The following is a 12,858-nucleotide window of genomic DNA, read 5'->3' as shown; positions in this document are numbered from 1 at the left end:
GCCAAGAAAGGGTTGTGCGTTTCTTTTGGGCATTTAAAGAAGAAGGGATAGGGCTAAGTTTGGGGTAAGAAAAAAGTCCTTGAAATCTCACGACTTCAAAGACCCACACAATTTATTAACCAAAAAATGTGGTGCCACCAGGAATCGAACCGGGGACACAAGGATTTTCAGTCCTTTGCTCTACCAACTGAGCTATGGCACCAACTTCTGAATTGCGAGTGCAAAGGTAGTGATAATTTATGTAACTGGCAAATATTCTCTGCATTTTCTTTAATATTTTCTCTTCATTTGCACGTTATTCAGATTTTTGCAGTACCTTTGCACCGCATTTAAGCGGAGAAAGCCAGTTGCGTAAGCAATATTGCGGTTTGTAATCGGCATTCGTTTGGCATCGGGATGTAGCGCAGTTGGTAGCGCACTACGTTCGGGACGTAGGGGTCGGGCGTTCGAGTCGCCTCATCCCGACCAAAAGCAATCGGCCACGCATTGGGTTTCCAATGGCGTGGTCGATTGCGTATTTAGAGAGAGTCTTGTTGTAAAAGCCTTATACCGTATAAGGCAAAAAGATCAAGTTGCACATTATCTTCAATAAAATAACCTCTCATTTTGTTGAGAGGTTATGGGTGCGCCACAAGCCCAATGGCGGCTTTTGTTCAGCGGTGTAATACAACCGAGGCTTATTGTATATTGTCGGCGGCTCGCCGAATGCGGTCGGCAAGGTCTACCAATGCGCCTTTAAGCTGGGCTTTCTCTTGTTCGTTAAACTCAGTTGGTTTCTTGTTCCTGTCTATACCATCGAGCTTATGGTATAGCCACGAGTTCGATTTGCCAAAGTATGTATTGGAAAGGTCTGCCCACGAAATGGCGAGCAGGATGTCTTTTAATTGGGATTTCATTGCGCTCTCCTCCTCTTTTATAATTAATTGTCGTTGTTGCATTGACAGATAGGCGAGAGCAAAACGTTTTACAAGGCTCGTTTTCGCTAGCCAAAGTTAACAAGCGGACGAGTGAAAGGACGCGCCATGTGCGCGCATCTATTGTTCACCCCTAAGCTCTCTCCTTATATATAATCTTGTTTTGTCCCGTTGTCAGTTCCAGCGTTTCTCGGTTTTCGGCAATGAAACTGTCGATGTGGCGCACGCGTTTCTCTTCCAAAATCTCGTCAACGGCGATGAGGATGCCCGTTTCTTCAACATCGCCGAAACCATAGTTGATGGCCGTTCCGAAGAGTTTCATCGTAGGACTAAGCCCCATGTAGGCGTTAACCAGCGGCGGAATGTTATATCCCAGCGCGCGGATTTCGCGATTCAAGATCTTATAATCCGCCTTAAAGTCGTTTTCGCAGAACAGTGCCTCCAACTCTTTCGGGTCGGTTTCGATGACAAGGGGTTTCATCGGTGTAATTAAATTCTCCTTATCGTCGAAGTGTTTCTTAAGGAAATAGAGTATCATATCCCTGCCGCGGCGAATGTACGAGGGATACATCGTCATCTTTCCAAAGAAGTATTTCAGTTTTGGGTTGATGACTGTCAATGCGCCAAGCCCGTCCCAAAGGTTGTCTAGCGCGAAGATGCTCTTCGTTCCCTTGCGAATGCTTTGGTATTCTACGGCCACAAACGAACGGCCTAGTTCCACCGTATAAGGCATATAGTCGGTGAGAAAGCGATTGGAAAACTTGAACATGTGGCTCGTTGCCAGCAGCGGTTGTCCGTCGTCGTTCATCTTCCAGTCCGTTCCGTATATATATCTGTATCCCCCAATGATGTCTTCTGCGTCGGGGTTCCACACGATGAGCTGCTTATATCCGCCTTCCATCGTGTCGAACTCATCGATGTCCAACGCCTTTCCCGTTCCTCCGCCGGCGTTTCTGAACGCAATCTCGCGCAGCCTACCAATCTCTCGCATCACGTTGGGCGAGTCTTGGGCAGTAACGATGTATATCTCGTTATTGCTTTTGTTCGTCAGGCGCAATTGTTTGTTGGGCGTGAGTTCGCTTTTCAGCAGTTCCCTTTCAACGGGTTGGATGATTTTTTCTTCCATTCTTCCTTCGGTTATGGTTTATGGCTTAGGGGTTAAGTCGCTGGTTTTGGTTGTTTGTGGGCAGTTGGTACACCAAGTTTTGCACCGCCTGCGCCCATTGCAGGGACGTTCGGCTCTTGTCGAACGTTTGCCACGGGATGGGTTTGCCGATGGTTACGTTAAAGGTTTTGTGCCTGTTCTTGTACATTTCGTCTACAAGGAACAGCATGGCCACGTTGAACTTGATGCCTAGGCGTTTGCAGGTGTTGGCCAAACGATAGAAAAAGTTGGAGTTCTGCCCTCCGAAATGTATGGGCACCACGTCTCTCTGTGTTTCTACACTCTTGGCGATGAACGTCTTTGTCCACGGTATGTCGCGTATCTCGCCTTTCGTTCTTCGGCTGCAAAGGCCCGCAGGGAACATCATCATGTGCTGCTGCGACTTGAAACCAGCCTCAACCATAGCAGGGAAAGCGCGACTTTGGTTGCCAGTTTTGTTGATGGGAATACATAGCGGAGCCAAACCGGGCAGGTTCATCAGCAGGTCGTTAACCAGATAACGGAAGTTGCCATCGTAGTGCCGACCCACGATTGCGCCAAGTGCCACGCCGTCGATGCCGCCCAATGGATGGTTAGACACGAACGTGTATAGCCTACCATCATCCTTTGCAGGCAGGTTTTCCATGCCGCGCACGTTTAATGTCAGGTCTAGATAGCTTACGCAAGCCTCTAACCAGTCTACGCCCACGCGTTCGCGGTTGTCCCAAAGAAAACCGTTCACCTCGTCTTGGTGCACGATGTGTTTAAGCCATCTTGCCAACGGGCGGGGCACAAGACGAGCCTTGTCGCCCATCTTGCTTTTAAGGATATTGTCTATGTCTATGGTTTTCTCCACAATGTCGTTCTATCAAAACAATACTAACAATTTGCAAAAATAACACTTCTTTTTTTAATATGTGCGGTGTGTGGCCTAAAAAATGCGTGTTTTTTGCGTTGCCTTTCAATTGTGGCTTGCTAAACGTTGCTTTCGGGCACAATACTGTACAACCTGGTCTGGCCTTCGCTTGGCATCTTGCTTTTCGGCAGTGTGGCCTGTGGGCATGTTTCTTGTGTTGGATGTCGGGTGATGTGGGTGTTTTTCACAAATACATTATATCTGCAACTAGTCGATATAATAAATAGGTGTGACTATGTGCCAAAGCCTTGCTTGGTGATTGTTTGATTATAGCCAAACAGGGTTGCTTTTGGAAAATTGTTGTTAGAAGAACGTAAGTTGTGCGTAGCATGGCGTGAACAAACCCTTATGCAGAGAAAAGGCAACACTTTGGTTTGCTAACAGCGTATCTATGGCGTTCCGAATCCAGTTCTGCTTGACTATAAGTGAATTTGCTATACAGCATTTTGCAAATAAACAAAAGAGGAGAGAAACCTATTCACAAGCAGTTGGTTCTTTATTGTTTCTTCAATCGTCGGTTAAGAATAACATTCCGCACCTTGTAAAACACCCACATCAACAAGGGGGCGTGCCATTCCTTTGGCAAGCATCGCCAAAAGCAAAGCAACCAAAACGAGGGTTTGCCCAATGATTTTTATCGATAGCCAGACCTAACCGACCGAAAGAACATAAAAGAATTACGAATGCAGATTCAAAAGGGATTAAAGCAATGAGCGTTTTTTGTGGGGTTTCGAAAATTGGAATTGGGCATCACTTATCGTCGTAATGGCCAACCACGGATAACACTAGTACGACTATCGTCGTGTTGTTGACAAGATACCGCAGCCGGTTCTTCTTGTCAATCTTGCGAGACCAAACGCCATTGGCATATCGAAGTTGGTGCGGATGCCCCGTGCCTGTGTAAGGGTGCTCGCTAAGTTCAACTAAAAGGGCTTTGAGCTTTTTGTAGCCTTGTGCGTCAGACTTGCGCAGCTTGGCGATTTCTTTTTGCGACTGTTCTGTAAAGTCTAAATCATACATGGCCTGTGCGCTCTAAAAAATCATCAAGGCTTTCCCCTCTTTCCATGCGATTTACACGGCCGCTCTTCACGTCTTCTAAGGCTTTCTGTAAAGATGCAACCTCTTCTCTTGTGGGAAACTCCTCTTCGTCTGTAACCACCACAAGCCGAATAGGATAATCGTTTCTCCTAGCCACAAAGATTGTTTCGTGCGCGGCCAAATCAAAATATTTCTTTTGGTTGGCTCTAAGTTCTGCCGGGCTTATTATCTGCATAACATATCTGTTTAAGTATATGGCAAAGTTAGTGATTATTTTTCAAGCCACCAAGCTTTTAAGTACTTGTTTTTGTACATATACGTGTACAAGTGTAAGAAACGAAAGGCAATGTCCTTAACCCGCTTTCCTCTGAGAAAAGAGCGGCCATTCCCTGTGGCAAAGGCCACAAGCGCCTACAGCATACTTCGAAAAGGGAGGCAGCCGTCATGCCACCACACCCACCCCGATACTGAAACTCTGGAAATCAAAACCTTGTGAATGGGCATGTTGGCACATACGCCCGTAAGATATAAAGGTGCGAAACGGCCGTCCTTCTTGGCATGCTGAGGTTTGGGAAAACGCCTGTCGAAGTCTTGGAGGGCGGTTAACTTTTAAATCTCAAAGTCTTCGCCTAATCAATTTTCTTCTGCCGATGTCTGTGCGTCGGGACTGCTTAGCCAAGCTCAATGGTCTGCATTGCTCGCCGAAACGTACCTCATGCCGGGTAGAAAAGAAAAAGGGAACTACCGAAGTAATTCCCTTTCGCGCTTCAAGATGGGCTTGAACCAACGACCCCCTGATTAACAGTCAGGTGCTCTAACCAACTGAGCTATTGAAGCATTTTTGCTTGTTTGCGGTTGCAAAGGTACTGCCTTTTGATGAAACCACCAAATGTTTTGGCGAAAAAAATAGTTTTTTCTCGATTTTATAATAAAATACGAATAAAGATAACGCTAGGTAATCTTAATGTCGTAATTTTGTAAAACAGAACAAACCTATTTACAATGAGGAAGACATTCATCGCATTATGCCTGGCCGCCACCGCCTGTACAGCAGCGGCGCAAAACGAACGAGACCACAACTTCGATGTGGCCAAGAACCTTAACATTTTTAACGCTATCTACAAAAACCTCGATATGATGTATGTAGACACGCTTAACGCTAACCAAACGGTGGGAACGGGCGTCAATGCCATGCTTAAAGCCCTGGACCCTTACACCGTGTACTATCCCGAAGACAAGGTGAAAGACCTTAAATTCATGATTACGGGTAAATACGGAGGTATCGGTGCCATCATCAAATACAACAGTCAGCTTAAACGCGTCATCATAGAAGAGCCCTACGAGAACATGCCCGCTGCCGAAGTGGGACTGAAAAAGGGCGACATCATCTTGGCCATCGACAACGAAGACATGACCAAGAAAGACCAGTCTTACGTTAGCGACCACCTAAGGGGCGACCCCGCAACAAGCTTTATCCTCCAAATCAAACGCCCATCAACGGGCAAAGTCATGAAGTTTAAGGTTACCCGAAAGGCCATTCAGTCGCCTGCCGTGCCCTATTATGGCATGCAACCCAACGGCGTGGGCTACATCAACCTCTCCGGCTTTACCGAAAACTGCTCGCGCGAGGTGCGCCGTGCCTTCCTCGACCTTAAACAAAAGGGCATGAAGAGCCTCGTGTTCGACCTTCGCGGCAATGGCGGCGGCTCCGAATCGGAGGCTGTGAGCATCGTAAACATGTTCGTACCCAAAGGAAAGCTCATCGTTGCCAACCGCGGAAAGCTGCAACGCTCTAACCACGAGTACCGCACAACGGTTGAACCTATCGACACGGTGATGCCCATCGTGGTGCTTGTAGATGGCAATTCGGCCAGCGCAAGCGAAATTACTAGCGGCGCGCTGCAAGATTTAGACCGGGCTGTGGTGCTGGGAACACGTACCTTTGGCAAGGGATTGGTGCAAATGACGATGGACTTGCCCTACAATACGGCACTCAAACTGACAACGGCTAAGTACTATATACCTAGCGGGCGTTGCATTCAGGCCATCAATTATAAACACGGAAACGGCGGTACTGTGGAACATGTACCCGACTCGCTCACCAAGTTGTTCCACACCGCCAACGGCCGACCCGTGCGCGACGGAGGTGGAATTCTGCCCGACGTGGTGGTGAAAGCCGACTCGCTGCCCAACATCGCGTTTTACCTGGCGGGCATCAGAGACTCTAACGAGCTGTTGCTGAACTATCAATTAGACTACATTGCCAAGCATCCCACCATCGCGCAACCCGAGGACTTTACGCTTACCGATGCCGAATACAACGAGTTTAAGCAGCGTGTGCTCAACTCGAAGTTCACTTACGACCGCGAAAGTGAGAAGTTTTTAAAGGAATTAGTAAAGCTGGCTAAGTTCGAAGGCTATTATGATGATGCCAAAACCGAGTTCGATGCGCTAGAAAAGAAGTTGAGCCACAACATCGCCAAAGACCTCGACATCAACAAAGATGCCGTCAAGCGGCTTATCATCGACGGCATTATACCCACGTATTACTTCCAAAAGGGCCGCATCAGGCACTCGCTTGTTGACGATAAGCAAATGAAAGAGGCCCTCAAGTTGCTGGCAGACCCTAAGCGATATGCCGACCTGCTGAAGCCGCAACCAAAGTCGGCACAGCCCAAGGCAAAGAAGTAGGGGTGTGTACTGAAACTTTTTTCGCTAGGCATTTAGCCTTGTTACAGCCTGTTTCGCCCATTTCTTGTGGATGCACCATTAGTTGCGCGTTTTCAAGAAGTGGGCGAAAGCTGTTTCTGGGAGGCCTAATCAATTCGCTTTGAAACCTACTTTTAACCTGATTAACTTATTCGTCTACAAACCAGTCGACCCTAATCAATTCGCTTTGAAACCCAATTTTAACCTGATTAACCTATTCGTCTACGAACCAGTTGCCCCCAGTCAATCTGCTTTGAAACCTACTTTTAACCTGATTAACCTGTTCGTCTACGAACCAGTTGGCCCCAGTCAATCTACTTTGAAACCTACTTTTAACCTGATTAACCTATTCGTCTATGAACCAGTCGCCCCCAGTCAATCTACTTTGAAACCTACTTCTAACCTGATTAACCTATTCGCCTACGAACCAGTTGCCCCCCAGTCAATCTACTTTGAAACCTAATTTTAACCTGATTAACCTATTCGTCTACAAACCAGTTGGCCCTAATCAATTCACTTCGGAGCCTGCTTTTTACCCCAACCGCTCGTTGTAGCCAGTGTTGATTTCGCGGCCTTGTCGAGCATATTGCCTGTCTTTTTCTTAAAACCAAACCGACAGTTGGGCCTGTGTAGATTTCGTTGACTAGTTGAGCAAATTGCCCTTCTTATTCTTAAAAACGTGGCGGACTACGTCGAGAGAATAGGGTAGGCAAGACACCGACAAGCAAACGAAAGCTGAACAGGAATTTGTAGGAACGACTTAAAATAATTGGTTAGCAGTGTAATGAACCGATTGGGGTTGAAGGCGTAGCTGACTACGGCGAGAGAATAAGACAGGCAAGATGCCTATAAACAAACGGGAGATGAACAGAAAACGAGGAAAACAACCCAAAATAATCGATAAGCGGTTTAACAAATCTATTTGAGGTTTAATCTTTGTTCTAGTGGTAGCATTTGTTAAATTGGTGCTTTAATTTTACAAAACATGTTCTGTCGGCCGTTCCTTCTAGAGAAAATCAAGGTCTAAAAGCATACATTTAGTGGCTAAATCCCGGTTGGTTTGTCCCCCCGTTGTCTGCAATTTTGGGCCTTAAACCTGCATTTTGCACCATTTTGCCTTTCTAGTTTGGTTGCCGACTTATATTTTCGTAAGTCCATTTACCCGCTTTTAACCCTCCAGAAACCACTTTTTAATGCCTATTTTGCCTTTTGGGTCATGTTTTTAATGGCTTTGAAAGGTTATGTTTATACCATTTCAGTGGATATTTATGCTTATCGCCTTGCATCTAGCGACATTTTGCCTTGCATTTAGCATCAAATTGCACTGCGTTTTGCACCGTTTTACCTTGCGTTTTGCACCAAAACGCACTGCATTTAGCATCAAAACGCACTGCGTTTTGCACCATTTTACCCTGCAATTAGCAACAAATAGCCCCAAAAGTGGTGCGGATGGTGGCGTTTTTAAATAAAAATTCATTTTGCCGCATTCGCAGACTAAACCCTTTTGGCATCACAACTAACCTTCGCGAGAATCGATTTTTTGCGGCAAGGTGGACGATTGGTGGATAAAATCGCACTCATAATGTTAAATTTTTTGCCGAATAGTTTACATCGGTTGGTGTGTTAGCGATCGCAAATTTCAGCATCGTTACAGCACAAGCTTATCGGCAAAACCATTTGGGCGCGTGTTAACGAACGCAGATTTCAGCATTGTTACTGCCCCTTTCGTCCGCCAGCAGCAGGCCTTGCCGCAAACATTCCACCTCAATCGGTTCATTAGAGTATGTACAGATTTTGTTTGCTTGTTGGGCCTATTGTCCGTCTTATTCTTGAAGGTGCGGCAAGTTACTTCAGCAGAATGGTGGGCAATAGGCCCAACAAGCAAGCAGAGAATGAACACGAAACGAAGGGGAGAGCCTAAAACATCTGATGGGCGGTCTGATGAACCGCTTGAATTTTAAGGAGACAAATTGGCTTTAAAGTAACACCTACTTGCTGGTGGCTAAGCACGTTATGGGAAATTTTGACGTATTTATTCGATATTTATACTTATTTCGTACTTAGTAAAGAAGTTTTTTCGCATTATATTAAAAATAATGAAGAAAATGTTTGGCAGTTATTTTACAAATGCCTATCTTTGCCAAGTACTTAGTAGTCTTTGAAAACAAAAACAGAGATTCACAGGTGGTGCGCGTATTTTACAAGCGCAAATCCACAAGACGGGGAATCACGCCAATGCCCCAACACCCGCCATCCAGCGAATGGCGGTTGCGCAAATACCAGTAGAAGAATATAGCAAGTTCAACAACTATTCAGTCGAAGGATTAGAGAAGAAAGCCAAGAGACAAGCCACTTCGCGTGGTAACAAAGCCATCGGAGCCCTGTTTCGTAAGGCAACCGCCTTTCCTTTTCCATACATGCCATGTTGTGAACGAGCGTATTTCTATGGTCGCTAATACCTCTCGATGTTCCGCTTTGAAAGCGGGAAACCTGATATGTATATAAAATAATCTAAACTGATGTTTGTATGAAGAAGGTAGTATTGTTTGTTTTTATGTTATTGCAGCTGTGGGCCTGCGGGCAGGTGAAGTATCGTGAGGTACTAAGCTTGGCAGACGAGTTCGTGTCGAGCCTCGAGACGGACTACCAGAGCTACGGACTTCTCGGCGGCGTGGATAAGATTAAGTACACGCGCGACGGCCTTTACCAGGTGTTTCCCATGGGAAGACTCATCAACGTGAAGATTGATAGCATGGCCTCCGACGATGATTACGAACAGCTGCGACAGGCTTTGGCCTCCCATTACTCCGCCGACGGACGAGTGAGGCAGGTGTATCGTTGCCATGCCGGCACGATTATGATTGACTGCCGCAACTGATTTGAAGATACATACTGTTGTTTGAAGAAAGGGAGCGACACAGAAGCCCGGCGTGGCAACCTCGTTTCTTTTTACATTCAAGACGCTCTCGCTGGTGCCTTAATGTGTCGCAACCCTTTAAGCTTTCCCTTTTGTAGACCTTAATCGCACCTCGGGCTTAGCCCGCAGGTGCTTTGTTGGCTTATGCTTGGTGCAATGGGGCCTTTCTTAAAAGGACCCACCTTGATGCTGGCTTGCGTTTGTAGGCAAGCGGTTGAGGGTGAAAGCCACGCCCCAACGCGCCTGGCGTTGCCCAATTGGTTTTGCGTAAACGCTACTTTCGGTTGTAACGCCCATGATGTTTGCCCTCAGCAAGGTTGTGGAAAAGGGTTTATTTGGCAGTTAGAAACCTCCATGCTGTCTTCATAAGCCAGCCATGCTCGTTATGGAAACGGATTTAGTAAATCTATTTTTACGTAGTGTGAGGTGGGGCTTGTCAGTTCCTGACATAGGGCAGTGGCCCATAGCGCAGCACCGTGGTGTAGGCTTTTCCGGCTGGGTAGATGCACACGGTGAAGAGATAGTTGTTCTCAACGGGCGAAGAACCGCCTTTGTAAAAGGGCATGTCGTCGTCTTCCCAGTCGATGGTTACGCCAGGATAGTCCTTATCCATCGTCTTGGCAAGCTGTTCAACGTCTTTCAACGCGTTTTTCTTGTTGACGGGGCGCGACGTAAAGCGAGCCTCGCTGAAATACGTGTTGCCCTGTTCGTCGGTTTGGAAGTTAAACGTTACCTTTTCAAACTTCACACCCTTGAACATCATGTTGCGATATTCAATTTGCTTGTTGTTGATGGATGTGGGCGTTCCGAATTGTCCCTTTATCCCTTTGAGGGCCGTTTCGTAGTTTGTTCCGAAGGCTACACCCTGAATGCTGGCATTGCTTTCGGCAAATGCCGTAGCCGAGATGAGAAGTGCGAACGCTGTCGCAAAAATACTTTTAATCATAGTGTTAAATCTGTTCATGTGTGCAAAGATAAACAAAAATGGGCAAACACCGGCGCGCTTCGGCACTCCATTTGGCGTGCATTGCTAAAAAGTTTGTTATAAAGTGTAAAACGACGCGTTTCTTTTTATTAATTAGTAGGGAAGTATAGGATATTTTTTGTAAGTTTGCATACGGTGGCAAACGATGCCACATCACGCAAAAATATAGAGTATAGAATATGGCAACCATGTTATTGAATGACCTGTTAAGGGGGACGAAGTCGGCTATGACGCACAAACGCATCATCGCTTATTACTTGAACAACAGCACGTCTACCATACCCGAGTTGGCTAAAGAACTAAACCTAAGTGTACCTACCATCGCCAAGGTTATCGCCGAGATGTGCGAAGACGGATATATCGTTAACTGCGGTAAGATGGATACGGGCAAGGGACGCTCGCCGGTGATTTATGGTTTGGCACCAGAGTCGGGCTATTTCGTTGGCGTCGACCTGATGAGCAACGGACTTAACCTGGGGCTGATGAACTTTAACGGCGAGCTGGTGAAACTCGACATGGACGTGCCTTACGAGTACCGCAACTCGCAAGAGGGACTAGACGAGCTGTGCGGTTATGTTACAGACTTTATCGACCAATTGGACATTGCCAAAGAACGCATCCTAAACGTTGGCGTGAACATACCCGGACGTGTGAATCCGGAAATGGGGCAGAGCTTCAGCCGCTTTAATTTTGAAGAACGCCCCTTGGTAGACCTCATGGCTGAAAGGATAGGATGCAGGGTGTATATCGACAACGACACGCGCTCGATGACGTACGGAGAAATGAGCAAAGGTGTGGTTAAGGGCGAAAAGGATGTCATTTTCATAAACCTTAGCTGGGGACTTGGCTGCGGACTTATCTTTAATGGCGAGTTGTATATGGGCAAGTCGGGTTTCTCGGGCGAACTGGGGCACTTCCCCAGCTTTGACAATGAGATACTATGCCACTGCGGAAAGCGTGGCTGCCTGGAAACAGAAATATCGGGCATGGCCTTGCACCGCAACCTGTTGCAATGCGTGAAGGAAGGTCGGCAAACGCTGCTGAGCGAACAAATCATGAAAGACGAGGCCTCGCTTACCCTCGACGACATCATCGAAGCAACCCTGAAAGAAGACCTGCTGTGCATTGAACTGGTTGAGGATATCGGCCAAAAGCTTGGCCGTTACTTGGCGGGTCTTATCAATTTGCTCAATCCCGAAATGGTTATCATTGGCGGTTCGCTGGCCCGAACGGGCGACTCAGTGCTGCAACCCGTGAAGAGCGCCGTAAGAAAATACTCGCTCAACATGGTTAACCGCGACTCGGCCATCGTGCTTTCCAAGTTGCAAGGCAAAGCCGGCGTTACTGGGGCTTGCCTTTTGGCACGCAAAAGCCTGTTCCATTTTAGCTAAGGCCCAAGGTGGTGAGCCACATCTTGCGCAGGGGCTTTATGCTGTAAGCGGGGCGCAAACGCCAGAGTGAGCGCGCATGGCATAATTTAAAGACTGCCGTTCGCATCGTTTTGGCAGATTTATATTATCTTTGCAAGCAAATCAATAGCCAGTATGCAGACAAGATGCCACCTCTCAATGCTCATTCACGAGCAAGCGCGCAAGTATGGCGACGCACCCGCACTAACGTTTAAACCCTTTGGCGAAGACGGATGGAGAACCGTGTCGTGGAACCATTTCTCACTGCGCGTAAAGCAAGTGAGCAATGCCTTGCTAAACCTTGGCGTTAAACCGCAAGAGAATATCGCCGTGTTCTCGCAGAATTGCCTGCAATATCTGTATGCCGACTTCGGCGCGTATGGCGTTCGTGCCGTTGCAATTCCGTTCTACGCAACCAGTAGCGAGCAACAGGTACAGTTCGTTGTGAACGATGCGCAAGTGCGTTTCATCTTCGTAGGCGAACAAGAGCAATATGATAAGGCGCACCGCGTGTTCGCACTTTGCCACTCGTTGGAACGTATTGTGGTGTTCGACCGCAATGTGCGCATCAGCACCCACGATCCCAATGCCCTGTACTTCGACGACTTTTTGAAACTGGGCGAGAACCTGCCACGTCAAAGCGAGTTGGAAAGACGTTGGAAAGACGCCAACGAGAACGACCTCTGCAACATTCTTTACACCAGCGGAACAACGGGCGACAGTAAGGGCGTGATGCTTACTTACAGCCAATACCACGCCGCACTGAAAGCCAACGACGAGTGCGTGCCTGTTGGCGAAACCGATAGGGTTATCAGTTTTTTGCCAT

10 protein-coding genes and 3 tRNA genes are annotated in these 12,858 nt (G+C 47.2%); 5 read left to right on the top strand and 8 right to left on the bottom strand.

Features of this window, described 5'->3' with window-relative positions:
- Window positions 1–129 precede the first annotated feature (129 nt).
- Window positions 130–202, bottom strand: a tRNA-Phe gene (locus tag BN93_RS06535).
- A 190-nt stretch (window positions 203–392) separates the two neighbouring features.
- On the opposite strand from BN93_RS06535, the gene BN93_RS06530 reads away from it, so the two are divergent.
- Window positions 393–468: transfer RNA gene (locus BN93_RS06530), tRNA-Pro, on the top strand.
- Between the two features lie 209 nt (window positions 469–677).
- Here the strand turns inward: BN93_RS06530 and BN93_RS06525 are convergent.
- The 6 genes from BN93_RS06525 to BN93_RS06495 all read right to left on the bottom strand — a co-directional run bounded on the left by BN93_RS06525 (window position 678) and on the right by BN93_RS06495 (window position 4,849).
- Window positions 678–896, bottom strand: coding sequence for a DUF5053 domain-containing protein (locus tag BN93_RS06525; RefSeq protein WP_316928615.1), 219 nt, complete (start codon window positions 894–896; stop codon window positions 678–680).
- Window positions 897–1,047: 151 nt separating this feature from the next.
- Window positions 1,048–2,040 carry a GNAT family N-acetyltransferase gene (locus tag BN93_RS06520; RefSeq protein WP_019187531.1) on the bottom strand — a complete coding sequence of 331 codons (993 nt, stop codon included), beginning with the start codon at window positions 2,038–2,040 and terminating at the stop codon, window positions 1,048–1,050.
- A 25-nt stretch (window positions 2,041–2,065) separates the two neighbouring features.
- The gene (locus BN93_RS06515; protein WP_019187530.1) at window positions 2,066–2,914 is read right to left on the bottom strand and encodes a 1-acyl-sn-glycerol-3-phosphate acyltransferase; all 849 of its coding nucleotides are present in this window, start codon (window positions 2,912–2,914) and stop codon (window positions 2,066–2,068) included.
- An 810-nt stretch (window positions 2,915–3,724) separates the two neighbouring features.
- Complete coding sequence (locus tag BN93_RS06505; protein ID WP_009231666.1) at window positions 3,725–3,994, bottom strand: Txe/YoeB family addiction module toxin; 270 nt, start codon at window positions 3,992–3,994, stop codon at window positions 3,725–3,727.
- Window positions 3,987–4,247, bottom strand: a complete 261-nt coding sequence (locus tag BN93_RS06500; RefSeq protein WP_009231667.1) for a hypothetical protein — start codon at window positions 4,245–4,247, stop codon at window positions 3,987–3,989. Before BN93_RS06500 ends, BN93_RS06505 begins: the two co-directional genes overlap by 8 nt.
- A gap of 528 nt (window positions 4,248–4,775) precedes the next feature.
- Window positions 4,776–4,849: transfer RNA gene (locus BN93_RS06495), tRNA-Asn, on the bottom strand.
- Window positions 4,850–5,014: 165 nt separating this feature from the next.
- Here BN93_RS06495 and BN93_RS06490 point away from each other — a divergent pair.
- Together BN93_RS06490 and BN93_RS06470 are read left to right on the top strand one after the other, a co-directional pair.
- Window positions 5,015–6,703 carry a S41 family peptidase gene (locus BN93_RS06490; RefSeq protein WP_019187528.1) on the top strand — a complete coding sequence of 563 codons (1,689 nt, stop codon included), beginning with the start codon at window positions 5,015–5,017 and terminating at the stop codon, window positions 6,701–6,703.
- Between the two features lie 2,545 nt (window positions 6,704–9,248).
- Window positions 9,249–9,599: a hypothetical protein gene (locus BN93_RS06470; protein WP_009231670.1), complete on the top strand. Its 351-nt coding sequence runs from the start codon at window positions 9,249–9,251 to the stop codon at window positions 9,597–9,599.
- 475 nt (window positions 9,600–10,074) lie between these two features.
- Here the strand turns inward: BN93_RS06470 and BN93_RS06465 are convergent, their stop codons facing one another.
- Window positions 10,075–10,584, bottom strand: coding sequence for a hypothetical protein (locus tag BN93_RS06465; RefSeq protein ID WP_019187523.1), 510 nt, complete (start codon window positions 10,582–10,584; stop codon window positions 10,075–10,077).
- A 218-nt stretch (window positions 10,585–10,802) separates the two neighbouring features.
- On the opposite strand from BN93_RS06465, the gene BN93_RS06460 reads away from it, so the two are divergent.
- Window positions 10,803–12,014 carry an ROK family transcriptional regulator gene (locus BN93_RS06460; RefSeq protein WP_044260035.1) on the top strand — a complete coding sequence of 404 codons (1,212 nt, stop codon included), beginning with the start codon at window positions 10,803–10,805 and terminating at the stop codon, window positions 12,012–12,014.
- A 153-nt stretch (window positions 12,015–12,167) separates the two neighbouring features.
- Window positions 12,168–12,858 (top strand): AMP-binding protein (locus tag BN93_RS06455; protein WP_044260033.1); only part of this gene is annotated, 691 nt, incomplete at its 3' end.

The sequence above is a fragment of the Prevotella conceptionensis 9403948 genome, from assembly GCF_000312305.1.
Taxonomy (GTDB): Bacteria; Bacteroidota; Bacteroidia; order Bacteroidales; family Bacteroidaceae; genus Prevotella; species Prevotella conceptionensis.
Note: the sequence above shows the minus strand (reverse complement) of the source record. Positions and strands in the feature narration are given on the sequence as shown.

Coding starts and splice junctions, on each gene's coding strand:
- BN93_RS06525 (WP_316928615.1), bottom strand. CDS start 896: ATGAAATCCCAATTAAAAGACATCCTGCTCGCCATTTCGTGGGCAGAC.
- BN93_RS06520 (WP_019187531.1), bottom strand. CDS start 2,040: ATGGAAGAAAAAATCATCCAACCCGTTGAAAGGGAACTGCTGAAAAGC.
- BN93_RS06505 (WP_009231666.1), bottom strand. CDS start 3,994: ATGTATGATTTAGACTTTACAGAACAGTCGCAAAAAGAAATCGCCAAG.
- BN93_RS06500 (WP_009231667.1), bottom strand. CDS start 4,247: ATGCAGATAATAAGCCCGGCAGAACTTAGAGCCAACCAAAAGAAATAT.
- BN93_RS06490 (WP_019187528.1), top strand. CDS start 5,015: ATGAGGAAGACATTCATCGCATTATGCCTGGCCGCCACCGCCTGTACA.
- BN93_RS06470 (WP_009231670.1), top strand. CDS start 9,249: ATGAAGAAGGTAGTATTGTTTGTTTTTATGTTATTGCAGCTGTGGGCC.
- BN93_RS06465 (WP_019187523.1), bottom strand. CDS start 10,584: ATGATTAAAAGTATTTTTGCGACAGCGTTCGCACTTCTCATCTCGGCT.
- BN93_RS06460 (WP_044260035.1), top strand. CDS start 10,803: ATGGCAACCATGTTATTGAATGACCTGTTAAGGGGGACGAAGTCGGCT.